Here is a 22,390-nt window from a genome sequence, read left to right as displayed (position 1 = left end):
AAAGGTTTTCTCTAACTTTACTCAAAATGTCTCTGCGAAATGTTTCGACCTTTTTTTCATTTTCCCGTCAGATCCTCCGGGAAATTGTCAGGTCTGCATTTTGGCGATTACTCTCTCCCAGCCTTTTTTATATAAAAATGCTGCACCATTCAGTACAGCAGCAGGCATTTTTTTCGGGAAATATGATTTGTGATAATACTTCCAGACCCGTTTCAAATCCTCCCACTGCCTTTCATATACCTTCTCCTGCCTGAAGCGGGCAAGGTCAATCATCATAATATGCCCATCAGGCTTCAACATAATATTACGCAGGTGCACATCAGACGGTTTTAACCCTCTGTTTCTTGCAACACCAAGCGCTTCATCCACTTCATCTATATGCTTTTTCTCAATGACGATTCCTTCTGAAAGGCATTGAAAAAAGGTTTTACCTTCCACATAATCGATCACCAGATAGTTTTCACCCGAATCATATACAGAAGGGTAAAATTCACTTCCAGCAAGCAGGTGATAAATCTCTGCCTCCTCTTCAGCTGTTTTCTCGTGATCTGGAAAGAATACCTTCATAACTTTATCCTGATCCTTTATTTTAAATACTGCTGCACTTCTGCCAACGCCAATCAGTAAACACTCAGACGCAGCCTTTAATACTGAGTCATCATCATTGAATCTGACGCTTTCAGCCAAGCTGCTGTAGTCTTCCACACAATCAGCCCTCTCCTGCCTTTATCTTTTATTCCTATGAACTTCTATTCTACAGCAAGACCCCTGGAGGCAGAAGCAGTTTATCTTCACATAAAGAAAACTGCACTGAAAACCCTTTAGTTTCTCAAGAACATGAAGGGGGACGATAGGGACTGCGCGAAAAAGCGAAAAGGTGATTGAAATAAGTGGGGAAGTGATGGAAATATCGCCTGAGCTGACGTAAAAATCATCTGACCAGGACTTTGGGGATGAAAAACCTAAAAGGTGACGTAATTCATGAAGGAGGTGTCAGATATATCGCAAAAGGTGATGCAATTAGCGCCAACCACCTTACCAAAATGGTTGGCGCATAACTGCTGATGATACGGCCTAAAAGCCGTCCATCACTACATCGTATTTCCCTTAGCCGGAATTGGATTTTCCTTTAAAATTTTTGCCAGATGCAGCGTATTGTAGGCAAGCATCTGAATATGGGACTCTGTAAACTCACTTTTATACCCTTCAGCTTCTATATAGGACGGACCTGGTCCTGCTTCGCCCACCCAGTACGCATCTACATTCGGTGGTACTGTAAAGCCGATATGTGAGAGTCCGTAAAGCACTGAAGCTGCCGCCTGTTTTGCACCATCCTCATTTCCGGTAATCAGCACACCGCCAACCTTATTGTAATAAACCGCCTGCCCTTTATCGTTTGTATCACTGCTGCCGCCATACAGCCTTTCCATTGCCATCGTAGCAAGGCTGCTTTTTTCACCAATCCATAATGGTGTTCCGATCATCACAATATCAGCTGCTTTGACTTTTTCGTAAATCTCCGGCCACTGATCACCATCACCCATATCAGTATCAATTCCGAAAGCAATGTTGTAATCAGCTAACCGGACAATCTCTGTCTCAGCTTCTTCCTGCTCCAGTATCTCCGCAACCTGCTTTGCCATATAACCGGTATTTGATTCTTCATCAGATGATTTAAGCGATGCATTTAAAATAAGCGCTTTGATTTTCTCCATCGAATCCCTCCAGAAATTTACTGTCCTATTCTAACTACCCGTAACTGAATAGTTAAATCATAAAAGTGCATACTACCTTTTGACTGATTCAGTCAACTTCGCAAAGGGGGATCATCATGGGAATTTTAAGTGGAGCACCGAAAAATGAACCGTTGCATTATGGTGAAATTTATGGGGTATGGTCTGCGCTTTTAACGGCTAAGTCAAGCATTGCCGCTAATCAGACGCTGTTAAACCATGCCGGTGACCGTGAATTAAGACAGCTGATTGAGGAAGCGATCAAACTGGGTCAGGATGAAGCCCGCCAGCTTGAGGAGCTGCTTATCGAGCATCAGATTCAGGTTCCTCCATCACCACCAGCCCGGGCTAAAGCAAGTATTGACCAGATTCCGGATGGTGCACGTTTTCAGGATCCTGAGATTGCTGCATCCATACAGGCAAGCACTGGTACCGCAATGGTTGCTGACAGTCAGATGATTGCCCAGTGTATCCGCGAAGATGTGGGACTGATGTTTGCACAGTTCCATACAGAAAAAGTGGCATTCGCTGCAAAAGCCCTGCGTCTCAGCAAGGAAAAAGGCTGGCTGATCCCGCCTCCTCTTTATCAGGTTAAAGAGATGGCACATCAGGGATAACAATGAAACTGCATGGAATAACGCGGTGAAAACCGCCTATTCCTGCAGTTTTATTTTTATTTCACGAAATCAGTTTATCTATTTTGAACATAGGGAATTAGATACTTCAGGCCTCAGACTTTTTACATAGAAAGGATTTACTTATGAATCAGATACATACAGTGAAATTTAAAAATTTCGATGAAGCGGCAGATAGCATCCTGCAAATGATGGCCGGTATTCTGGAGATTAATACATTATTTATTGCGAAAAATGATCAGCAGGTCAACGAGATCGTAAAGGTGATTAATAAAGACCAGCAGCTGCTAAAGGCTGGCGAACAACTCCCATTTAAAGATACATATTGCAAAGTCAGCGTGGATCACGGTAACGAATTACTTTTGATCCCTGATATTACACAGGATGAAAAAACAAAAGGGCTTGCTGTCACACAGAATCTCGGCAGTGGAAGCTTTGTTGGGGTTCCGATTTATTTTGAAAATGGTAAAAACTATGGCACCATCTGCGGTCTTGATACGAAACCCTTTGACTTGACTGAGGAACAAATGGAGCTGCTTGAGACGATGAGCTCTCTCCTTTCTTATGTACTTGAGCTTGACGGTGCCCAAAAGCAGATCGACAACTTATCAGTGCCGATTGTACCGATTACACAGGGTGTAGCGGTTCTTCCTGTCATTGGCAGCATCAATGAAATCAGAGTTGGCAGAATCATTGAGCTGACACTTAACAGAAGTCAGGAGCTTGAACTTGAGCACCTGATCATTGATCTCTCCGGCATTATTGAAGTGGATGACCTTGTCATCGGATCTCTTCTTAAAATTGTTAACCTGCTGAGTCTGCTCGGCGTACATGCCATCCTGACCGGCATCCGCCCTGAAACTGCACTCCAGGCAAATCAGTCGCAGATTGATATTACAAAGTTTGATGTTGAAACAAACCTGGAGCGCGCATTGATGAAGCTCGGTTTTTATTTAGAGAAAAAATGAAAAAGTTCTCATCCTTTTGTCTGGATGAGAACTTTTTGTTTGGCCTGAGAAGTGTCTGCTCAGCTACGAACCAATTACCGTCCCATTCCGGTCAGCCTGCAGCAGCTTCAGCCTTCTTCATTTTTTTAAACGTATAATACATATAAAGCCCAATAATGAGATAAGTCAAAAGCAGATTCGTAACCAGTTTCACTTCCAGTCCAAGCTGCGTCATTCTCAGCAGCAGCTCCGGTACATGAATTGCTGACAGCATGACAAGCAGAACCGCTGTTTTCGCCCAGACTGAAATCCAGATAAGCATCCCCAAAAGAAGCACACCGACAATCATACTTGCTGTCACACCTAACTCAAATCCCGGCAGCTCAGAATACATATCCCAGAAAATCAACCCGCCAAACAAGATCAGGTTCACAAACACCGGAATTATAATCAAAAAGAACTCCTTCACCTTTGACACCTGCCTGCTTGCAGTATACTTAAATACACCGAAAACCAGCAGAATAAAAATAAAACTGATGAACACACTTCCCCCGATCAAAGCATAGCTGTAGCTGAGTCTCAAATTGTCTATCAGCTGACCCATAACTGAAAACGAAATCGCACCGAAAATAATCAGTGGAATGTATTTAAGCCACGCTTTCTTATCAAACTTCATTTCATTTGATATCATTTCCATATATTCCTTCGGCGACTCACCTACTACCTGTTCAATCGGCTTACCGTTTCTCTCTGCTTCTTCTAAATGACTTTCAATTTCTTCAGCGATTTCTCTGATCTCTTGCTCATTCTTACCTGACGACAATAAATAAAGTCTAAGGTCATCCATAAACCTTCTGCTTTCCTTTGATAATTCAGGCACTGCCCTCACTCCCCTCTTTTGTCTCCTGTCTGATGGCTTCATTTACACTTTTCTCTAACCTTTTCCATCTTTCAAGAAATGCTTCAAGCTCCTCGTGGCCTTTATCAGTGAGAGAATAATACTTCCTTTTCGGACCGGCAGTAGATGCCTTTTTAACTGAAGTGACCAGGCCTTCACGCTGCATCCTCATTAACAGTGGATAAATGGTTCCCTCACTTACTTCACCGAATCCATATTCACTGAGCCGCTCTGCCATTTCATATCCGTATACTTCTTTCCCGCGGATAATGGCAAGCAGACAGCCATCAAGGATCCCTTTCATCATTTGTGTTTGTGACATCTGCAACCCGCCATTTCTTTATCTTGTATTACAAGGTATATACATAATATACTTTTTAGTATCTTGTAATGCAAGGGTATTATAAATAAATTTTTCCAATAGCTTTTCAAGAGAAACTTATAAATTTACATCTCAATACAACCTGTGCTAAATTAATTCCTATCATACGAATAGGAATTGGAGGTTTTCAATTTGACTCAACAGGTTCAGGAAACACCTAAAGGGTGGAAACGCGGTCGTACGACATTCGTAACAGATCTTGCACCTATGCAAAAGCCGTTTGTTTTACTTGGTATTGCGGCTGCTCTTGCATTATTTGCAGTCATTATTTTTACAACTGATGCTGTTCAGGGCATTTTATTTATTGTCGGACTGGCACTTGGTCTGACATTACTATATGCACGATTTGGTTTCACCTCAGCTTTCAGAAGACTGATGGCAGTAGGTAATGCGCAGGGAATACAGGCACATATGGTGATGCTTGCGGTCGCTTCCACTTTATTTGCAATCATTTTAAGTACCGGATTCAGCTTCACAGGCGTTACACCTGCAGGATATGTATCTCCTGTTGGAATCAGTGTGATCTTCGGTGCATTTATCTTCGGTATAGGGATGCAGCTCGGAAGCGGCTGTGCCTCAGGAACACTTTATTCAGTAGGCGGCGGGTCTTCATCTATGATTCTGACACTGATTGGATTTATTGCGGGATCAGTCATCGGGGCTTATCACTTTACATTCTGGATGGAGGAAACATGGGCACTTGAGCCGTTTTCATTAGCTGAATCTACTAATCTTGGATTCTTTGGTGCCTGGGTTGTTCAAATGGCACTCTTTGCAGCAATTTATTATGGTCTGAAGTTTATCGCAGCTAAGAGAAACGCTCCTGCGATGAAGCCGCTACCGACTACAACCGGATTTAAAAAGATTTTCCGCGGCGCGTGGCCATTGTTTGCAGCAGCGATTATTTTAGCGTTACTGAACGCTTTAACACTGACACTTAGAGGAAATCCATGGGGGATCACATCTGCATTTGCACTATGGGGTTCTAAGTTCCTTGAACTGTTTGGTGTAGATGTGGCTTCATGGGGATACTGGCAGGGAAATGCTGAGCAATTACAAAATTCTATTCTTGCCGATTCAACGAGTGTGATGAACTTCGGTATCATTATTGGCGCATTTATTGCAGCGGCTGCGACAGGTGCGTTCAAGCCGAAAAAAATCAAGCCCGGGATCGCAGCAGGTTCAATTATCGGCGGACTGCTGATGGGCTATGGTGCGAGACTTGCTTTCGGCTGTAATATCGGCGCGTACTTCGGCGGTATTGCATCGTTCAGCCTTCACGGTTGGGTATGGGCTGTGATGGCGATGCTTGGTACAGGACTTGCATTGTTCATCAGACCGATCTTCGGCTTAAAAAATCCAAAGCCAAAAGATACTTTGTGTTAAGCAGCAAAAGGACGGGACAAAGTTGTCTCGTCCTTTTTTCTCGTTCCGCTACGCTTCAGGCGGACGCTTTCCCCGGGGACGGCGGTGAGCCTCCTCAACGCTTCGCGCCTGCGGGGTCTCACCTGTCCGTCACATCCCGGTGGAGTCGCCGCCTTACGCTTCGCTGCACTTAGGTTTTGATAATACTGTTTAATTTAACAAAATAGATTGTTTTGTCCCATTTTCTTTTTACGTATTAATTTCCTCTATCCATTTTAACAAGCACTTTAGACACCAGCGCGAGTACCGGCAGTTCAATCAGTGGACCAATGACGAGGATCAGTGCAATCAGCGGTTCATTAGGAAATGCAGCAACTGCAATGGCAAGTGCGAGCGGTGAGTTTCTTGCAAGTGTCGTCATTGTCAGGCTCACGCGGTCTCCAGCAGGCAGCTTGCACAGCTTTCCAGTCTGACGGCTGATGAAAAAATTAACGGCAAAAAAGATGGCGAGTGGTGGCAGGATCTGCAGGAATATCCCTGCGTTTTCAAGGATCATATTCCCCTGTGCCGCAAACATTGCAACGATTGCCAATACTAAAAAGACAGCAGGAAGATTTTGCAGCAGATCAGATGCAGGCAGACGCTTTCCTTTTAACAATGCTTTAGTCAGTGCGGCTAACATCAGCGGGACGAATAATACCCATATGACACCTTCTACCAGATAAGCGGTTTCCACCGTTTCACCTGCTCCAAAAAAGATGAATAAATAAACCGGAAGCAGGATAATCTGCAGGATCAGATTAAGCGGCAGAATCGCTGCTGACAGTGCTGTGTTCCCTTTAGCAACACCCGTAAAGATTAAGTACCAATCCGTGCACGGCGTCACAAGCAGCATAATCAGGCCAATGGCAAGAGCAGGCTGATCAGGGAAAAACACCAGCGTCAGCACCCAGGCAAAAAAAGGTGTCCATAAAAAATTAATCAGCACAGCGCTGGTGCTGAATGTTTTATTCCGAAAGGACGCTTTTATCTCTTTTGAAGGAATCTGTAAAAACGTCAGATAGATCATGAAAGCAAGCAGTGGCAGAATCAGCACTTCTGCAAGCAAACCGGCTCCGTTCAGCTGACTGAAGACCAGTCCAATACCCACAGCACCTAAAATAAAAAATGTATACAGCTTTTCAAACCATTTCATTTCAAATCACACCTGACAATTAAATCGAATCAAATCCATCCCTGAATACTCTTCCGAATAGCCTGACCAGCAGGTATACCAGACGAAATGGCAGAATGATTAACTCCGGAACCCATATCAGAACATCTGTCAGTCCATCCCAAAAACTGTATTTTCCTTCAGCTTTACGTTTTTTCGATTTGACTGCCTTTCTTTCCCGCCACCTTCTCATCATCAGCACCTCTTTTTCCATTCGTTTTTAATGTATACGAATCTGAAGCGGAAGCGTTTCAAAAAACTGGTGAAACCTGAACAGCGTTTTTGACGTATATCAATTATCAACGTATAAAGGAGGATCTCCAGTTGCGTACGATCATTACTAGTGTGTTAAGCGGAATTGTTATCATCGTTGCGGGCTACAGCCTGTTCACAGGCGACCGGTCTGTCGTCCCTTTCTATATGTTTCCGCTTGCCCTGCTGTTATTAATTACCGGGATTGAAAGGCTGAAAGAGAACAAAACTTTTTACGGTGCCATTTCAATTGCAGTTTCCACTTTTGTGTTTTTTGTGGCAGGATACACCTCGTTTGGACTCTAAAAAAACTGTCTTTGCATGAACGCAGAGACAGTTTTATGGCGCAAATCCGTAATATGTAAGGACAAATCCGAACATAGCTATGTAACCACCTGCGATGAACGCTGCGACGAGCAGCACTTTCACCATGATACGCGAAACGCTGGAATAAAACCTGTCGTTCGCCCTTCTGAATCCTTTATTTGAAAACAGGATAATGAGTGGGATGATATAAAGATACGCAAAAGTTGCAACCCAGTTAAACTTCGCAGAAAATCCGCCATCAACCGGTGCATCAAAAAGTTGATAATGATGGCTGATTTGAAATAATCCGATTAAAAACACAAGCGATAACACTGTAAAGTAAATCAGTACAGTCATCAGCAGCTTCCTGTTGTCTTTTCTGAAAATCATATACAACAGGATGATCAGGCCCGCTAACAACCCGGCTTTTATGAATATGTCAATCCAGATATAAGAGATGATTACCTGCTCCCTTCACTTACTTCCTCATTATACTTTTCAACAAGCTTATTATTGTCAGTGGTGCCATATGCTTTTTCAAGTTTGGGCCTGAGCTTTTCCCATAACAGATTTTTTTCATATACATCCATATCAAATCCATGGTTCAGCTGTTCAACCGTTAATCCGAGAATATCAGCATAAGCCTGCTGGAGCGGTGATTCAAATGACTGCGTGACATTATCAATGTACTCATTCAACTCTTCCTCACTCACTGTAACACCGTATTTCGTCTCAGCGATTTCTTTCCAGACCTGGTCTTCTGTAAGACGCGCTTTGGAAATTTCTATGATTTCTTCTTCTGTCAGGTCATCCGCATAATACAGCGCTTCCTCAGAAATTGTTCTGATGATCCACTTTTTAAGATCACCCTCAGCTTCAAAACGATCTGCTTCCTCCATCACATGGCTCAGCGTATTGTAAAAATCTTCACGTGTAAACGAATCCGTCATGACAGACAGCTCTTCATTACTCTTCATTTGAATATCAGCTACTGCACTTTCTTCCGGGGCACATCCAGACAGGAAAAATAGCGTGGCAATGGACAACAGGAAAATTTGTTCCTTCATATATTGATATGCACCTCCATAAATAGCGATTCGACAAATAGAGACTTAAGTCCTTCTTATTTTAAACAAAATTATGAAAAAGGATTCACTTGTTACACTATGATAATATTTATGGTGGAGAGTATTCATGAATAGAAAGGAAGTGTCATATGAATATACTTTGGGATTACGATGGCACCCTCTTTAACACCTACCCTGCTTATGCAAAACGAATGAGTCAGGTGCTGGGCGGTAAAGTATCCGAAGCAGACTGCTATAAAGAGCTGAAAATTTCTGCAACACATGCCATCAGCTTTTTCCGTCTGTCAGAATCACAAATTGAAGAATATAACCATTTGATCAGCAGCATCAGCCCTGAAGAAATGCCGCCTTTTGATCATGTTGAAGATATCCTGAAAAAGGCTGGCCGCAACGTGATCATGACGCATAAAGATCGTACAGGTGCCTATAAAGTACTCGATTTCTACGGATTCACAAAGTACTTTTCTGAAATTGTAACCGCTGATGACGGCTTCCCGCGCAAGCCCGACCCTGCGTCCTACAAATACCTGCACGACAAACACCGCATTGACCTTGCAGTAGGCGACCGTGAACTCGACATCATCCCGGCCAGACAGCTCGGCCTATACACCTGCCTCTTTCAAAACAACAAACCGGCAGACTTTCACCTGGAGGACTATAAAGACTTTTTTAAAGTAGTGGTTTTCAAGTGAGAGGTTAAAATAAGTAAGAAGAGATGTAATCACTTTTCTTTCAAAGTAAATCTAAGTGCAGCGGAGCGGAAGGCGGGGACTCCTGCGGCGGAAAGGGACAGGTGAGACCCTGTAATGCGAAGCATGGAAGGGGCTCACCGCCCGGCCGCGGAAAGCCTCCGCCTGAAGCGAAGCGGAACGATTTCAAGACCTCAGAATCACGATTATCCCTTCCCCATTCTGAACAAACTTCTAAAATCCATCACTTACCTATTTACAAAACAGAACAAACGTTCCTATAATGATAAAAAAGGGGCGTGAATATAATGAATAAGGATCGCGGCACAATTAAGTGGACTTCAATGATGCTGCCTGAACACGTAAAAATGCTGAAAGACTTTTACGAAGAAATGGAACAGGAAACGAAACCTGAACTGGATGAACAGATGTTTGACATGATTTTTCTTGGTATTCAGGAAGCGCTTGAGTTCCAACAGAAGGTTGACCTGAAAATCTTTGAGCACAACAGACGTGACAGTGTAAAAGGAATCATTACATTAATTAACTACCAGCAGCGCTATTTACTTATGACAACTTCAGACCATATGAAAAAGACCATCTCCTTTGAACAGGTGATTGGTCTTGAGGTTGTGTAGAGGTATTCTAAAAAACAGCAGGCGGAAAAGAACAGGTGAGCCCCTGTAATGTGTGAAGGGGCCTCACCGCCGGCTGCGGAAAGTCCTCCGCGCAGCGAACCTGTTTCACATTTAGAACATCTTAAAAGGTATACTCACTCAGCAATGACTCAAGCTTCAAAGCGTACCCCATCTTGCCTTCCACTTTCAGTTTTCCAAACATAAATGCACCTGATGCGCTCAAATCTCCTTCGATCATTTTCACCAGATCTTTTTCACTCAGCTTCAATGTACAATTCGGCTCAGCTGTGCCGGCTTCTTCAATTGACGCTTCCCCATTCTGAAGAACAAGCTGCTTTGCTTCTCCTTCTTTCAACTGAAACTCATAACGCACATTTTCATTCCGTATCGGTTCCGGATTGGCGTTCATTGCTGTTGTCATTCTTGACCATACTTCTGACATCCTCATATCCCCTTTGTCTGAATGTAATGAATACTCATTCATTTTATCATACTGATCTTTTTCAGGGATGTAAATTTAATATTTACCCTCAAGATGATGCATGATACTTTAAGACACGGCTTCAGGAAACACAACCGGACAATAAAAAAAGCTGACACATTTTTGTGCCAGCCTCTTCCTTATTCTTCAATCCAGGTATAAAAATCTTCGCCCATTTCTGTACTGATATAATCAACAGGGGTGTCACCATCCGCATCTGCCATGAATGGATCTGCACCATATTCCACAAGTAATGCAGCCGATTCCCTGTCATCAAGATTGATTGCAATAATTAATGGTGTTGAATAATCATCCTGTGTATTCGGATCAGCTCCTGCCTCAAGCAATATTTCAAGCATTTCCGGGTTACTGTTGTAAATAGCATACATCAGCGCAGTTGAGCCTTCATAATCCGTCGCTTCAAGATCGGCCCCATTATCAATTAATGTCAATACCTCGTCAACATCGCCCATATTGACAGCATCCATTAATGGTGTGGTTTCAAAATCTGTTTCGTAAGTATCCTCATAAAACGCATCATCTGCAGCGCTCAAATCATCCGGCAGGATTGAAGCAAAAACAACGCCGGCAAGTGTCATAGAGACGATCACTGCGATATAAGCGCCTGCCAGCCCTCCGAACAGCAATCCTGCTCCCACCACAATCCGGCCCGGCTGCTGACTGTAAGTATAAGGTGTTGATGGATTCATAAAGCGTTCCACTGAAAGAATTCTTTTTGGCAGCAGCGGATGTGTCGAGAGTACTTCGCTCAGCCATACTGCCCCATTAGATTCTGAATGGATCTGCTCAAGATACGCATCTTCATTCACTTCACGGTACATCACTTTACCGACACCCAGCAGCGTCAGTGCACGCTTAGCGGCATCAGCGTTACCAACCTGATATGCAGCATGCCTGTCACATGTATATTCACATGAGCGGCTGTAAGCCTGAGATAAAAATGGGATAAACTGTGCAGGCAGCACCAGAATATTTTTCCATACGTGATTACGTTTAATATGTGCAAGTTCATGCGCAATGATAAAGTCCAGCTCTTCCTGGCCGTTCTGTCTTGCCAATTCAAATACTTCTGAATACACGACAATCATATTACGCCCGAAAAATCTTGTGGCAAAAGCATTCAAAGCCCCTTCAGACTGAATGACAAAGAAATCAGGTACTTTCTTCAACCCCATTTCCTTCGATAAAACAACAGTCCGCTCATAAACATCTGAAAACTGTTTTTCACTGACTCTTACCCCGTTACCACGGATTGAGCCGAGCATAAGTGCATTTGTAAAAAGAACGACTGCAAGGACAGCAAGCGCAATCCCGATTCCAATGATCGAAACAGCAGCCATAATATAGATCAGCACACTGAATATGGCTGACAGTACAAAGTAAACTGTTTCTCTTTCTGACTTAATCCCCTGATGATTCAACGTTCTTCCCCCTGTATATGTATGATATTGTAAGGCATTTCTAAATATTAGCCGATCATCTTTAAAATTACAATATCGTAATCATATTTTTATAAGCATCCAACAGCCGGGTATCAGAGATTTTTTGATTTGTGGTACGATAAATAGAGAAAAGAATAATGTAAGGATTTGAGGTCTATGATGGAGCATATACGAACAAGAACAAAAAGAGTCGCCAAAAAAGGTGTACTCGGAATCCATAAATATGATATCCGGAAAGAAAACGGTACCTACTACGTATTCTTCAGTTCAAAATCACAAAACAGTCATTATTACAGTGAGGAAGAAATGGTCGGGGAATACCTTTCCCTGGATGAAGCCCAGGCTCATCTAAAAGAGCAGATGGGTGCTTTTGATGCACGGCCGCTCTCGTATAAAGTAACGGTGAGTATTGCCAATCTGATTGCGTCTGTCCTGCTCGGTTTGTTTGTCTATCAGCTCACTGAAAACGCATTGTTATCAGGCGGTTACGCAGCTGATACAGCACAGCTTGCAGGCATGATGACCGGTGTTGTTGGAACCTTTATTACACTGATTATCATTCACCGGATTTTAAGTCGCCTGAGCTAATGAAATCGCTTATTGATAAGCTTTTCATGGTATAATAAAAACATAAGAACTCATGAAAAGGTGGGGAAATCGCTGAATGAAAGATGTCAAAATCGAATCACCGGAGTTTAAGAGAATTATGAAGAATCTGCATTTGGAAAACCTGTCCCTGACTGAAGGATTACAGGAGAAAGTACTTGAAACAATTAATGCAGATAAGCCGATCACACCTTCAGTGATTAAGGACCTGCTGTCACGTGGATAAGTACATCAGCAGTGAAAATGATGATTTTCTGCTGAAGTACAATCTGCTTGGGGTTACAGATGAAGAAGCACTGATGGAGGCGGAAGCAGTCACTTTTTCCCTGCGTGCCGCGGAGTTTGTGAGAAAGCAATATAAGGTTTCCTCATTTGATATTCAAAGCTTTAAAGATTTGCACCGCCACTTTTTTCAGGATATTTATCCGTTTGCCGGCCAATTCCGGACTGTACAATTGATGAAAGGTAACACCCGGTTTTGCCAGGCCCAGTTTCTGGACAGTTATGCAGCCCGGATTTTTGAAGCACTTGCGGCTGAGAAAGACTGGACCTCGCTTGAACATGCGGCTGAAAGGCTTGCTTATTTCAAATCAGAGCTGAATATGCTGCACCCTTTCCGTGAAGGTAACGGACGGACAATCCGCTCCTTCCTTCATGAATATGCCTGGTCAAAAGGGATTGAATGGCAGTATGATCAGCTGGACCGGACTGAATATATCAATGCCATGATCAGGGCGGTGACGGATCTGACTGACCTGGAACGGCTTTTCAAACAGACGATCAGCTTTACTGATCAGACCACATAAAAACGTTCAGCCATTTCTATGTGACTGAACGTTTTTTCAGTATGGTAATACAAGTTCAACGGTTGTCCCTGCACCCGGTATACTTGATATTCTCATCTCTCCATGATGGAGCTTCATGATATTCTGACACATCGGAATCCCAAGCCCGTTTCCTGTCTGTTTGGTCGTGAAAAAAGGTGTATCAATCTTTTTCAGGACCTCTTCACTCATCCCCTCACCATCATCCTTAACCACAATGGACATCTTCTTGTCCTGGTAAAGGTATGAGACATGAATACGGCCGCCCTGATTCATTGCTTCAATAGCATTCTTCAGCACATTCATTACAACCTGCTTAATCTGATTCGGCTCACACAGCACCTCAGCAGACGGATTTTTACCATCACAGCTGAGCTCAATATTTTTCATCGTAAGCTCCGGTCGCAGGAAGCCGCAGACACTCCGGACGAGCTCTTCAATCTTCACCGATTTCATTTCAGACTTCTGAGGCTTTGCAAGCATCATTAATTCATTGACCGTATACTCTATCCGGTCAATTTCTGATTTTAATACGGATAAATATGCTTTCTTTTCAGGCGCAGTTTCCCCTTCTTCAAGTAAGGCGGTGAACCCTTTTAAAGAGGTGAGCGGATTTCTGATTTCATGGGCGATACCTGCAGCCAGTTCTCCTAATACAGACAGCTTCTCAGAACGGAGGATAAGCTGTTCTGATTCTTTCGCATGTGTAATATCCTGACTGACAAAAATAAACCGGGCAGGCTCATCGCCTTCATTCATCATCGGAAAAATACGTGTACTTGTCCATCTCAATTCACCGTCTTTTGTTCTCGTCTGAACGTCTCCTGACCAGATCTCCCCGCGGTAAACCGTTTCCCACATCTCATCGTAAAAGGAATCCGGATGACACCTGGCATTTAAATCGTCCAGCGGCTTTCCAATAATGTCGAGCGGTTTTCGCTTCATCAGCTCCGCAAACCGGTCATTTACATACAGGATGGTCCGATTGCGGTCAATGATGGTCACCATGGAGGACTGGTCAAGCACGTGCTTCAGGTAGTTCGCTTCACTGACTGACAGCTTGAGCTTTTGTTCAGTCGCACTCAGCTTTTCTTTCATTTCTATCTTTTCTGTAATATCTGTTTTATACGTAAAATAACGGAAAGGTCTTCCTTCCCCGTCCAGCATTGGCACAATGGTGGAATTCACCCATAAAGGGGATCCATCCTTCTTTTTGTTCAACATTTCCCCCTGCCAAAGCTGACCTTTTCTGATCTGCTTCAGTGCTTTAGTCAATTGCTCAATATCATGATTTTCATGAAGCACCATGGAAAAGTGACCATTCATTAACTCTTCCTCTGTATACTGAGTAGCCTTGCAAAAGTTATCATTTACATATTCAAAACGGCCATTAAGATCAATAAATGCAACGGCTAAATGATGGTCGACAGCACTGATGATGTTTTCAATTGCTAAAGTGTCTGAGTAGCGCATAATTACGTTCCTTTTTTTACTAATTATAATACGCTCATTAGGTATATTTGAAAAGGGAAAATTGACAAATTCTTTATAAAAAAAACGACAAAAACCCTCAATCCCAGTCATATCAAGGAAAGATGCATTTATAATCTACCTTTTAAATTTGAAGAAGTGCCGACATATTTTTTAATCTCTCAGACATTACGAATCCAATTACCGCTCCGCTGATACTCGACACCAGAAATGCCGGCATGAAAAAGAACGCACCTGCCTCAGTTCCCATCAGGATGGCTGCATATGGTACTGCCACAAGTGATGCAATGAGTCCTGTCCCAATGATTTCACCAGCTGCAGCCATCCAGACCCGTCCGCTCCACAAGTAAAACAGACCTGCAAGTGCTGCACCGATCATGCCTCCCGGAAATGCAAGAAGTGACCCCGTGCCGGTTAATATGCGAACCAGACCAGTCATAAAAGCAATAACAATTGCAAGGCCCGGACCAAACAGTACAGCTGCAATGACGTTGATGCCGTGCTGTACCGGATAAGCTCTTGCAACGCCTGCCGGAAACGATACAAATGCCGAGCCTGCGACTGCAATGGCGACAAACATAGCCATCACGACAAGCTTCCTTGTACTCATACATATTCCCCCTCATAAGAAGCCGTCAGACGCTTGACTTCCTCCTGAACATTTTCTGCCTCAGTAACAGCAGATATGACTGCTATCCCTTCAGCTCCCGCTTTCCAGACAGGACCTGCATTAGATGCAGTGATCCCGCCGATGGCAATCACCGGTGTTTTTGGAAAGCCGGCTTTCACAAGGATGATCTTAGCAACACCTGATGGATCTTTTGCATCTGACTTACTTTTCGTGCCATACACCGGCCCCATTCCAAGATAATCAGCACCATCTGATATTGCACGTTCAGCTTCTTCAAGTGAATGTACTGAAACACCAAGGATCATCTTATCCCCAATCCTTGCTTTTACAGCTGACGCAGCAGTATCCTCCTGACCAATATGAATGCCATCTGCCCCGATGTCACAGGCAAGGTCAACGTCATCATTTACGATAAAGGGGACATTATATGAGTGGCAAAGGATCTGACACTGAAGTGCAAATTCCTTTAATGCCTGACCGGTGAGTGCGCCAAGTCCTTTTTCTCTTAATTGAAAGTGACTGACCCCTCCTTTCAGCGCTTCTTCAAGCAGCTGAAACGGATCCTTCTGCCCGGTATTTGCAGTACCAAAAATAAAATAAACAGCAGGCCTAGTGAACATATCTGATCATCTCCTTTTGCGCATAATGACGATAAGCGCTGTGGTTTGTCGGCCCATGACCGGCACCTATATTTAATGAATGTTCAATTGCACTTTGAATGAATTGCTTCGCAGTCAGAAACGCCTCTTCTATGGATTTTCCTTTTGCAAATTCTGCTGCAAGCGCTGCTGAAAATGTACAGCCGGTGCCGTGCGTATGCTTTGTCTGAATGCGTGAGGATCTCAGCACAAGTGAGCCTCCATGCTGATCAAGATAAAAGTCTTCTGTAAAGTCCGGGTCTGCACCATGTCCGCCTTTTATGAGAACACCCTGCGCACCGCTCTTAAGAATTTGTTCAGCAGCCATCCGTCTTGTTTGTTCATTGTAAATCTGAATGCCGCTTAATGCCTCAGCTTCAGGAATATTAGGTGTGACCAGCGTGGCAAGCGGCAGAAGATGTTTAATCAGTGAGTCTTTTGCTTCCTCCTTCAGCAGACTCGCCCCTCCTTTGGCAATCATGACAGGGTCTACAACAAGGCGCTGCCAGTTGTAATGCTTAATCGAATCCGCCACTGTCCGGATCGTTACAGCATCAAACAGCATACCGGTTTTGACAGCTGCAATATCAAAATCATCACCGACAGCCTGCAGCTGCTTTTCAATATTTTCAATTGGCACCGGTGCAACATCTATTACACCGCGTGTATTTTGAGCGGTGACTGCTGTGATGACAGAGGTCCCGAATACATCAAGCTCCTGAAAAGTTTTAATATCCGCCTGAATGCCCGCTCCGCCTCCGGAATCTGATCCGGCAATCGTCAGTACCTGTTTCATCGTCTGCCTCCTTTTTGAAGCCTGCTTTCATTGAGTGAAAACATTGCATCAATAAATGCTGTTTTGAAACTGCCCGGGCTGTCAGAAATCCTGGCAGCCTTTTCACCCGCTTCCCCGTAATACTGAACAGCTTCCGCAACAGCGTCTGTTGACTGATCAACAGTCAGAAAAGCTGCTGTAACGCTTGAGAGTAAGCATCCCATACCCGTAACTGACGACATGATGGCGTGTCCTGCATGAATCTCATGTACGATTTGCCCGTCAGTCACAATATCCACAGGGCCTGTTACAGCAACAATGAAGCCGTATTTTTTTGCAGCCTCCACAGCCAGTTCAGTTAGATCCCCCTCGCCTTCCCCTGCATCCACACCTTTAGCAGACCAGTCTTTTCTCATGATCGTTGCCAGTTCTCCCGCATTACATCTGAGCGCCGTAATCTTCACTTCGATTAAAATCTCATCTATCACTGATAACCGGTATGAGGTTGCCCCTGCGCCAACCGGATCGAGCACGACAGGAATCCCTTTTTTATTTGCAGCCCTGCCGGCCAGTATCATACTGTTAACTGAACGCTGATGAAGCGTACCGATATTGAGTGACAGCGCATCAGCAACCGATGCCAGCTCTTCAACCTCTTTCTCTTCATCCCCCATCACCGGCGATGCACCAAGTGCCAGCATGCCATTAGCCTGAAAATTAGCGACAACATAGTTCGTGATGCAATGGACCAGCGGATTCTTTTCTCTTAGCTGATTAATCATGTGTCACACGCTCCTTTGGTTGAATTGTCCAAAACTCCATCGTCCAAGCCTGTTCCCAGAAATTCCATTCGTAATAGCTGCTTCTTCTGAAATGCATCTTTAACTCTCCGATTCTTTTTTCAGAAAGCCCCACTGCGAGTTCATTCATTCGGTTGATCTGCTCATTCACGAGTTCACCAAACCATTCAGACCCGTAAGTCTCAATCCATTTCTGATAGATTGGATGATCCGGCTTCTTATTCTTCAGCTGTTCGCCAATCTCATAGTAAAGCCAGTAGCACGGCAGGATCGCGGCAAGTATATCTGCCAGATTTCCATCAGCTGCCCGGTACATATGTGACACATAGGCATAGGCAGTCGGAGATGGTTCGAATGACGCCCAGTCTTCTTCTGTTACGCCAAGCAGCTCCATAAAGGATTCATGTAGCGCAAGCTCTGCTGCACAGGTCTGCTCTGAGTGGTGTGCAAAGCTTTTTGTTGTCTTCAGATCTTCCGCTTTCACAGCCCCAATTGCCTGCACCTTCGCAAAATGGGTTAAATAATACGCATCCTGCATCACATAGAACTTAAATACATCAAGCGGCAGTGTCCCGTCTGCAATCCCTTTTACAAAAGGATGCGTAAAGCTTGCCTCCCAAAGCCCACTGCATTCCTCTCTTACTTCTGAACAAAAAGTCATAATGATTCCTCCTTCATTTAATAAATCTGCCAAGCCAGTTACTAAATAAGTATTATTAAAACCATTATTGAACTTGCACAGCTGGTGATTCTCGCTGCAGGGAGCGACTCCTATGGCAGGAAGGGACAGGTGAGGCCATGGCGAAGCCTGCGGACTCACCGCCCGGTCGTGAAGTCCCCCTGGAGCTGCAATCATCAGCCAGCTTTAACAAAACCAAATAAAAAACACCGCTTCCCAATATTGGAAAGCGGCGTATATAACAAGGTTCACATATACGTCCACTTCCCTACGCTGGTATGATCCAGATCAGGTTCAAAGGGTCCGGACAACAGTCCGTCTCAGCCGGTTTAACCGGCTCCCCCAGTGGGTCAAGCTGTATTCAGTTATTACTGCAGGTTGTCTACTGTTCTGCCATCTGCTTCAACGCCCTTTAGATACTTAATCCGGCGCTGTGCTGATGTTTCACTTACCTGCTCATCCGCATGATATGAAGAACGCACCATTGGCCCTGCTTCACAGTGCTTGAAGCCTTTTGAAAGCGCGATTTCCTTCAGCTCTGCAAATTCATCAGGGTGATAATAACGCACAACATCCAGATGCTTTTTCGTCGGCTGCAGATACTGACCAAGTGTCAGGATATCCACATTGTGTGCACGCAGATCATCCATTGCTTCAATCAGCTCTTCCTTTGTCTCACCAAGACCAACCATGATACTTGATTTCGTTGGGATGTTCGGCGCAATTTCCTTTACACGTGCAAGCAGTTCCAGTGAACGATCATACGTGGCACGCGCGCGCACTCTCTTTGTCAGGCGGCGGACTGTTTCGATATTGTGGTTAAAAATATCCGGCTCGGCGTCCATCAGCGTATGAAGACTTTCATAATCACCTTTCATATCTGATGGTAATACTTCCACTGTACAGCTTGGCAGACGGCGATGGATCGCACGGACAGTCTCAGCAAATACAGCTGCGCCACCATCATTCAGGTCATCACGTGCAACCGCTGTGACAACAACGTGCTTTAGGCCCATCATTTCAGTAGACTCTGCTACCCGCTCCGGCTCGCCCCAGTCAAGTTCATTCGGCAGACCGGTTTTGACAGCACAGAAGCGGCATGCGCGTGTACAGGTGTCCCCAAGGATCATGAATGTTGCTGTTTTCCGTTCACTCCAGCACTCGTGAATATTCGGGCATTTCGCCTCTTCACATACTGTGTTCAGCTTTTTCTCACGCATCATTTTCTTAAGCTTCTTATAGGAATCATTCGTATTCAGCTTTACCTTTAACCATTCCGGTTTACGTACATGTTCTTTTGCATTTGTCATACTTTTTGTCTCCCTTCCCGCTTATAACTCCATTCTTCACTCCGATACTTCTTCTCAAGCTCTGCTGCTTCTCTTAACATCTCTTCTGGCGGTGTAAAAGGTTCCAGGTCAATCTCAAGCCCTTTCATGAACCCTTCTTTAAATGCATGATTCACTTCTTCAAATGTAACAGGACGCTCAAGCACATCATTAATCGCGACGGCTCTATTTGTAAATGCGCGGCGTGCACGCTCTTTTACTTTTTCATTTGGATAAATAAATAAGTCAAATAACTTTTCGATATCCATAGAGATCGGGATCGAACCGTGCTGAAGAATTACACCTTTTTTACGCGTCTGCGCACTGCCGGCTGCCTTCTTGCCATCAACCATCAGTTCATACCACGATGGTTCCTCAAAGCAGACGGCTGAACCGGCCTGCTTCTGTTTCTCCTCTGGAATCGAAAACTCAGCCGGAATACCAAGCGCACGGTATCCCTCAAGAATGCCTTTTGATAAGACAAGATAAGCTTCCTTAATCGACTTTGGCATTGCGGGATGATCTTCAGATACAAGCACGCTATACGTCAGCTCATCATCGTGCAGAACTGCTCTGCCACCGGTCTGCCTGCGTACAAGCTCAACGCCGTACTTCTTCGCGTTCTCAAGGTCTATACTGCCACCGACCTTTTGGAAAAAGCCGACTGATATACCTGCGGGCTTCCATCCGTAAAATCTCAGTACCGGCGGGATCTTTCCGTCACTGTGCCAATTCATCAGCACTTCATCCATCGCCATATTAAATGACGGTGTGCCATGACCGGAATCAAGAAAATACCATGTTTCACTCATCGTCTGCCTCCTTTCTTCTTTTACATAAAAAAACACCACTGCCTTTTAAAGGAAGCGGCTTATGCGCGTAACTATGTAAGCATACTTCCCTCCGCTGGCATCATCCAGATCAGGTACAAAGGGTTCAGCTAAAGACTGTCTCAGCCACTCGGCTCCCCCAGTAAATAAATTAATGAAATTGTCAGTTAAAGAGTATCACAGTCACTCCTATAACGCAAAAATATTTTTGTGTTACAGTAACTGTTTCACACTAATACAGACTACACATTTTTCTGTTGTAATCGTATCCATTATTATTTTATAAGCTCCGTAAAATATTTTATCTGTACTATTCAAATTCTGTACTATCACAATAACAGGGCATCATCACACCGAAAGATATACGTGTTAGGACAAAAGGCTAAACACCCCGCCAAAAGGTTCGGCAGGATGTTTAAGGATTAAGATTCCACCGGATCATCTGCCAGTCTGATCCCGCTGAACTGCCACCTCATATGCGGATAAAAGAAATTACGGTACGTCAGCCTGATATGCTAGAGAGGCGTCACGCATGATCCGCCTTTCAGGACGATCTGGTTGGACATAAACTTAGCATTGTACTCACCAAGTGCGCCATCAAGCGGCTTACTGCGCGGGTAAGGTGTATAGGGACTTTGCGTCCATTCCCATACATCACCAAACACTTTTTCAAACTTTGAGCCGCTGTAAGCAGCATCCGGCTGATAGCGGTCATCATCCATAAAGTTTCCTCTGACCTCTTCCCCCTTCATCGCATGCTCCCATTCCTGTTCAGTCGGCAGACGCTTTCCTGCCCACCTTGCGTAAGCATCAGCTTCATAATAGCTGACATGCGTCACAGGCGCTTCCCAGTCAATTGCCTGCAGACCACTTAGAGTAAAATACGACCATTGATCATCTTTGTTCACCCAGTAAAGCGGAGCATACCACTTTTCTTTTTTCACCAGCTGCCAGCCATCCGATAACCAGAGCTCAGCCCTTTCATAACCTCCGTCTTCAATAAATGCAAGATATTCACGATTCGTCACAGGACGGTTTGCAATCTGACAACCGTTCAGATAAGCATCATGACACGGTGTTTCATTATCAAAAGCAAATTCATCTGCATCCGTACCGATTCTTGTCATCCCTTTTTCAAAAGGAGTGAATGTCAGTTCAGGTGCCTTTCCGCCGACGGGTGCTTTTTGCTCAAACAATGCAGGATACAGCGGATTAAATGACAGATTATATTTAATATCCATCAGAATCAGCTCCTGATGCTGCTGTTCATGCTGCAGACCCATTTCGATCAAATCATATAAATGATCAGTCATTTCAGTGGTATCAAGCAGCTTGTTCACCTGCTCATTCACATGCTTCCGGTAGGCAAGTGTTTCTTTAACAGTCGGACGGGAAATCAGCCCGCGTTTTGACTGTGGATGAAACTCTCCCACCGTCTCATAATATGAATTAAACAAATAGAAAAATTGTTCATTAAAAGGTTCATATCCCTCTATGAACTCTGTCAGGATAAACTTTTCAAAAAACCATGTGGTATGAGCCAGATGCCATTTTGTCGGGCTGACAAAGTTGTCTGCCTGCAGAATAAAATCTTCAATCTCCATTCCAGCAACGAGTTTTTCACTATACGCACGAATCTCCTGAAACATCTGCTGAATATTTTTAGTTTGAGTTACGCTCATCATTTTCTCCCCTTCA

Annotated in this window: 28 protein-coding genes and 2 riboswitches; of the genes, 9 read left to right on the top strand and 19 right to left on the bottom strand. The window is 44.1% G+C overall.

Annotated features, from left to right (window positions below; all coding sequences use genetic code 11):
* Positions 1–87 precede the first annotated feature (87 nt).
* Together UFB30_RS11505 and UFB30_RS11500 are read right to left on the bottom strand one after the other, a co-directional pair.
* Positions 88–705 carry a protein kinase family protein gene (locus UFB30_RS11505; protein WP_322421841.1) on the bottom strand — a complete coding sequence of 206 codons (618 nt, stop codon included), beginning with the start codon at positions 703–705 and terminating at the stop codon, positions 88–90.
* A 386-nt stretch (positions 706–1,091) separates the two neighbouring features.
* Positions 1,092–1,715, bottom strand: a complete 624-nt coding sequence (locus tag UFB30_RS11500; protein ID WP_322421840.1) for a flavodoxin family protein — start codon at positions 1,713–1,715, stop codon at positions 1,092–1,094.
* Between the two features lie 116 nt (positions 1,716–1,831).
* Here UFB30_RS11500 and UFB30_RS11495 point away from each other — a divergent pair, with 116 nt between their 5' ends.
* Together UFB30_RS11495 and UFB30_RS11490 are read left to right on the top strand one after the other, a co-directional pair.
* Positions 1,832–2,350: a DUF3231 family protein gene (locus tag UFB30_RS11495; RefSeq protein ID WP_322421839.1), complete on the top strand. Its 519-nt coding sequence runs from the start codon at positions 1,832–1,834 to the stop codon at positions 2,348–2,350.
* Positions 2,351–2,493: 143 nt separating this feature from the next.
* Positions 2,494–3,336, top strand: coding sequence for an STAS domain-containing protein (locus tag UFB30_RS11490; RefSeq protein WP_322421838.1), 843 nt, complete (start codon positions 2,494–2,496; stop codon positions 3,334–3,336).
* 91 nt (positions 3,337–3,427) lie between these two features.
* Here UFB30_RS11490 and UFB30_RS11485 read toward each other — a convergent pair whose 3' ends face one another.
* Together UFB30_RS11485 and UFB30_RS11480 are read right to left on the bottom strand one after the other, a co-directional pair.
* Positions 3,428–4,195, bottom strand: coding sequence for an HAAS domain-containing protein (locus UFB30_RS11485; protein ID WP_322421837.1), 768 nt, complete (start codon positions 4,193–4,195; stop codon positions 3,428–3,430).
* Positions 4,188–4,535: a PadR family transcriptional regulator gene (locus tag UFB30_RS11480; protein ID WP_322421836.1), complete on the bottom strand. Its 348-nt coding sequence runs from the start codon at positions 4,533–4,535 to the stop codon at positions 4,188–4,190. Before UFB30_RS11480 ends, UFB30_RS11485 begins: the two co-directional genes overlap by 8 nt.
* Before the next feature lie 192 nt (positions 4,536–4,727).
* Here UFB30_RS11480 and UFB30_RS11475 point away from each other — a divergent pair, with 192 nt between their 5' ends.
* Positions 4,728–5,981 carry a YeeE/YedE family protein gene (locus UFB30_RS11475; RefSeq protein ID WP_435390882.1) on the top strand — a complete coding sequence of 418 codons (1,254 nt, stop codon included), beginning with the start codon at positions 4,728–4,730 and terminating at the stop codon, positions 5,979–5,981.
* A 235-nt stretch (positions 5,982–6,216) separates the two neighbouring features.
* Here UFB30_RS11475 and UFB30_RS11470 read toward each other — a convergent pair whose 3' ends face one another.
* Positions 6,217–7,155 carry an arsenic resistance protein gene (locus tag UFB30_RS11470; RefSeq protein WP_322421835.1) on the bottom strand — a complete coding sequence of 313 codons (939 nt, stop codon included), beginning with the start codon at positions 7,153–7,155 and terminating at the stop codon, positions 6,217–6,219.
* 19 nt (positions 7,156–7,174) lie between these two features.
* Positions 7,175–7,366, bottom strand: coding sequence for a hypothetical protein (locus tag UFB30_RS11465; protein WP_322421834.1), 192 nt, complete (start codon positions 7,364–7,366; stop codon positions 7,175–7,177).
* Between the two features lie 131 nt (positions 7,367–7,497).
* Between UFB30_RS11465 and UFB30_RS11460 the strand changes: the two genes are divergently transcribed.
* Positions 7,498–7,731, top strand: a complete 234-nt coding sequence (locus tag UFB30_RS11460; protein ID WP_322421833.1) for a DUF3953 domain-containing protein — start codon at positions 7,498–7,500, stop codon at positions 7,729–7,731.
* 33 nt (positions 7,732–7,764) lie between these two features.
* Here UFB30_RS11460 and UFB30_RS11455 read toward each other — a convergent pair whose 3' ends face one another.
* Positions 7,765–8,088: a hypothetical protein gene (locus UFB30_RS11455; protein WP_322421832.1), complete on the bottom strand. Its 324-nt coding sequence runs from the start codon at positions 8,086–8,088 to the stop codon at positions 7,765–7,767.
* Positions 8,089–8,192: 104 nt separating this feature from the next.
* Positions 8,193–8,798 (bottom strand): hypothetical protein, encoded by a 606-nt coding sequence (locus UFB30_RS11450; RefSeq protein WP_322421831.1) that lies wholly within the window; start codon positions 8,796–8,798, stop codon positions 8,193–8,195.
* A gap of 149 nt (positions 8,799–8,947) precedes the next feature.
* Between UFB30_RS11450 and UFB30_RS11445 the strand changes: the two genes are divergently transcribed.
* Together UFB30_RS11445 and UFB30_RS11440 are read left to right on the top strand one after the other, a co-directional pair.
* Positions 8,948–9,511, top strand: a complete 564-nt coding sequence (locus tag UFB30_RS11445; RefSeq protein ID WP_322421830.1) for an HAD-IA family hydrolase — start codon at positions 8,948–8,950, stop codon at positions 9,509–9,511.
* Between the two features lie 305 nt (positions 9,512–9,816).
* Positions 9,817–10,146: a YolD-like family protein gene (locus UFB30_RS11440; RefSeq protein WP_322421829.1), complete on the top strand. Its 330-nt coding sequence runs from the start codon at positions 9,817–9,819 to the stop codon at positions 10,144–10,146.
* 121 nt (positions 10,147–10,267) lie between these two features.
* Here UFB30_RS11440 and UFB30_RS11435 read toward each other — a convergent pair whose 3' ends face one another.
* Together UFB30_RS11435 and UFB30_RS11430 are read right to left on the bottom strand one after the other, a co-directional pair.
* Complete coding sequence (locus UFB30_RS11435; protein WP_322421828.1) at positions 10,268–10,588, bottom strand: SCP2 sterol-binding domain-containing protein; 321 nt, start codon at positions 10,586–10,588, stop codon at positions 10,268–10,270.
* 179 nt (positions 10,589–10,767) lie between these two features.
* Positions 10,768–12,069 carry a M48 family metallopeptidase gene (locus UFB30_RS11430; RefSeq protein ID WP_322421827.1) on the bottom strand — a complete coding sequence of 434 codons (1,302 nt, stop codon included), beginning with the start codon at positions 12,067–12,069 and terminating at the stop codon, positions 10,768–10,770.
* 180 nt (positions 12,070–12,249) lie between these two features.
* Between UFB30_RS11430 and UFB30_RS11425 the strand changes: the two genes are divergently transcribed.
* The 3 genes from UFB30_RS11425 (at position 12,250) to UFB30_RS11415 (ending at position 13,502) form a co-directional block, all read left to right on the top strand.
* Positions 12,250–12,678, top strand: a complete 429-nt coding sequence (locus tag UFB30_RS11425; RefSeq protein WP_322421826.1) for a hypothetical protein — start codon at positions 12,250–12,252, stop codon at positions 12,676–12,678.
* 76 nt (positions 12,679–12,754) lie between these two features.
* Positions 12,755–12,922 (top strand): Zn-dependent hydrolase, encoded by a 168-nt coding sequence (locus UFB30_RS11420; protein WP_322421825.1) that lies wholly within the window; start codon positions 12,755–12,757, stop codon positions 12,920–12,922.
* Positions 12,915–13,502 (top strand): Fic/DOC family protein, encoded by a 588-nt coding sequence (locus UFB30_RS11415; protein WP_322421824.1) that lies wholly within the window; start codon positions 12,915–12,917, stop codon positions 13,500–13,502. Before UFB30_RS11420 ends, UFB30_RS11415 begins: the two co-directional genes overlap by 8 nt.
* Before the next feature lie 36 nt (positions 13,503–13,538).
* Here UFB30_RS11415 and UFB30_RS11410 read toward each other — a convergent pair whose 3' ends face one another.
* The 9 genes from UFB30_RS11410 to egtB all read right to left on the bottom strand — a co-directional run bounded on the left by UFB30_RS11410 (position 13,539) and on the right by egtB (position 22,374).
* On the bottom strand, positions 13,539–14,993 hold the full coding sequence (locus tag UFB30_RS11410) for a PAS domain-containing protein (protein WP_322421823.1): 1,455 nt from the start codon (positions 14,991–14,993) through the stop codon (positions 13,539–13,541).
* A gap of 142 nt (positions 14,994–15,135) precedes the next feature.
* On the bottom strand, positions 15,136–15,621 hold the full coding sequence (thiW, locus tag UFB30_RS11405) for an energy coupling factor transporter S component ThiW (protein WP_322421822.1): 486 nt from the start codon (positions 15,619–15,621) through the stop codon (positions 15,136–15,138).
* Entirely contained in the window at positions 15,618–16,262 is a 645-nt protein-coding gene (gene thiE, locus UFB30_RS11400) for a thiamine phosphate synthase (RefSeq protein WP_322421821.1), read from the bottom strand. The genes thiW and thiE overlap by 4 nt, the downstream gene beginning before the upstream one ends.
* Entirely contained in the window at positions 16,252–17,076 is an 825-nt protein-coding gene (gene thiD, locus UFB30_RS11395; protein WP_322421820.1) for a bifunctional hydroxymethylpyrimidine kinase/phosphomethylpyrimidine kinase, read from the bottom strand. Before thiD ends, thiE begins: the two co-directional genes overlap by 11 nt.
* Entirely contained in the window at positions 17,073–17,837 is a 765-nt protein-coding gene (gene thiM / locus UFB30_RS11390) for a hydroxyethylthiazole kinase (protein ID WP_322421819.1), read from the bottom strand. Before thiM ends, thiD begins: the two co-directional genes overlap by 4 nt.
* Complete coding sequence (tenA, locus tag UFB30_RS11385) at positions 17,830–18,516, bottom strand: thiaminase II (RefSeq protein WP_322421818.1); 687 nt, start codon at positions 18,514–18,516, stop codon at positions 17,830–17,832. The genes thiM and tenA overlap by 8 nt, the downstream gene beginning before the upstream one ends.
* A 266-nt stretch (positions 18,517–18,782) precedes the next feature.
* Positions 18,783–18,888, bottom strand: a riboswitch (TPP riboswitch).
* A gap of 14 nt (positions 18,889–18,902) precedes the next feature.
* Positions 18,903–19,844 (bottom strand): lipoyl synthase, encoded by a 942-nt coding sequence (lipA, locus tag UFB30_RS11380; RefSeq protein WP_322421817.1) that lies wholly within the window; start codon positions 19,842–19,844, stop codon positions 18,903–18,905.
* Positions 19,841–20,674: a lipoate--protein ligase family protein gene (locus tag UFB30_RS11375; protein WP_322421816.1), complete on the bottom strand. Its 834-nt coding sequence runs from the start codon at positions 20,672–20,674 to the stop codon at positions 19,841–19,843. Before UFB30_RS11375 ends, lipA begins: the two co-directional genes overlap by 4 nt.
* Before the next feature lie 69 nt (positions 20,675–20,743).
* Positions 20,744–20,843, bottom strand: a riboswitch (TPP riboswitch).
* 364 nt (positions 20,844–21,207) lie between these two features.
* Positions 21,208–22,374, bottom strand: coding sequence for an ergothioneine biosynthesis protein EgtB (gene egtB, locus UFB30_RS11370; RefSeq protein ID WP_322421815.1), 1,167 nt, complete (start codon positions 22,372–22,374; stop codon positions 21,208–21,210).
* Positions 22,375–22,390 lie beyond the last annotated feature (16 nt).

This window comes from Jeotgalibacillus haloalkalitolerans, from assembly GCF_034427455.1.
Lineage (GTDB): Bacteria > Bacillota > Bacilli > Bacillales > Jeotgalibacillaceae > Jeotgalibacillus > Jeotgalibacillus haloalkalitolerans.
The sequence above is the reverse complement of the archived record's forward strand: the minus strand, read 5'-3'. Positions and strand labels throughout refer to the sequence as shown.

What these genes read in the sequence shown, in the direction of transcription:
- UFB30_RS11455 (WP_322421832.1), bottom strand. Translation starts at nt 8,088, where the DNA reads ATGACTGTACTGATTTACTTTACAGTGTTATCGCTTGTGTTTTTAATC.
- UFB30_RS11500 (WP_322421840.1), bottom strand. Translation starts at nt 1,715, where the DNA reads ATGGAGAAAATCAAAGCGCTTATTTTAAATGCATCGCTTAAATCATCT.
- UFB30_RS11375 (WP_322421816.1), bottom strand. Translation starts at nt 20,674, where the DNA reads ATGAGTGAAACATGGTATTTTCTTGATTCCGGTCATGGCACACCGTCA.
- thiM (WP_322421819.1), bottom strand. Translation starts at nt 17,837, where the DNA reads ATGATTAATCAGCTAAGAGAAAAGAATCCGCTGGTCCATTGCATCACG.
- UFB30_RS11465 (WP_322421834.1), bottom strand. Translation starts at nt 7,366, where the DNA reads ATGAGAAGGTGGCGGGAAAGAAAGGCAGTCAAATCGAAAAAACGTAAA.
- UFB30_RS11495 (WP_322421839.1), top strand. Translation starts at nt 1,832, where the DNA reads ATGGGAATTTTAAGTGGAGCACCGAAAAATGAACCGTTGCATTATGGT.
- UFB30_RS11490 (WP_322421838.1), top strand. Translation starts at nt 2,494, where the DNA reads ATGAATCAGATACATACAGTGAAATTTAAAAATTTCGATGAAGCGGCA.
- lipA (WP_322421817.1), bottom strand. Translation starts at nt 19,844, where the DNA reads ATGACAAATGCAAAAGAACATGTACGTAAACCGGAATGGTTAAAGGTA.
- UFB30_RS11410 (WP_322421823.1), bottom strand. Translation starts at nt 14,993, where the DNA reads ATGCGCTACTCAGACACTTTAGCAATTGAAAACATCATCAGTGCTGTC.
- UFB30_RS11435 (WP_322421828.1), bottom strand. Translation starts at nt 10,588, where the DNA reads ATGTCAGAAGTATGGTCAAGAATGACAACAGCAATGAACGCCAATCCG.
- egtB (WP_322421815.1), bottom strand. Translation starts at nt 22,374, where the DNA reads ATGAGCGTAACTCAAACTAAAAATATTCAGCAGATGTTTCAGGAGATT.
- thiE (WP_322421821.1), bottom strand. Translation starts at nt 16,262, where the DNA reads ATGTTCACTAGGCCTGCTGTTTATTTTATTTTTGGTACTGCAAATACC.
- thiD (WP_322421820.1), bottom strand. Translation starts at nt 17,076, where the DNA reads ATGAAACAGGTACTGACGATTGCCGGATCAGATTCCGGAGGCGGAGCG.
- UFB30_RS11450 (WP_322421831.1), bottom strand. Translation starts at nt 8,798, where the DNA reads ATGAAGGAACAAATTTTCCTGTTGTCCATTGCCACGCTATTTTTCCTG.
- UFB30_RS11425 (WP_322421826.1), top strand. Translation starts at nt 12,250, where the DNA reads ATGGAGCATATACGAACAAGAACAAAAAGAGTCGCCAAAAAAGGTGTA.
- thiW (WP_322421822.1), bottom strand. Translation starts at nt 15,621, where the DNA reads ATGAGTACAAGGAAGCTTGTCGTGATGGCTATGTTTGTCGCCATTGCA.
- UFB30_RS11420 (WP_322421825.1), top strand. Translation starts at nt 12,755, where the DNA reads ATGAAAGATGTCAAAATCGAATCACCGGAGTTTAAGAGAATTATGAAG.
- tenA (WP_322421818.1), bottom strand. Translation starts at nt 18,516, where the DNA reads ATGACTTTTTGTTCAGAAGTAAGAGAGGAATGCAGTGGGCTTTGGGAG.
- UFB30_RS11480 (WP_322421836.1), bottom strand. Translation starts at nt 4,535, where the DNA reads ATGTCACAAACACAAATGATGAAAGGGATCCTTGATGGCTGTCTGCTT.
- UFB30_RS11470 (WP_322421835.1), bottom strand. Translation starts at nt 7,155, where the DNA reads ATGAAATGGTTTGAAAAGCTGTATACATTTTTTATTTTAGGTGCTGTG.
- UFB30_RS11440 (WP_322421829.1), top strand. Translation starts at nt 9,817, where the DNA reads ATGAATAAGGATCGCGGCACAATTAAGTGGACTTCAATGATGCTGCCT.
- UFB30_RS11445 (WP_322421830.1), top strand. Translation starts at nt 8,948, where the DNA reads ATGAATATACTTTGGGATTACGATGGCACCCTCTTTAACACCTACCCT.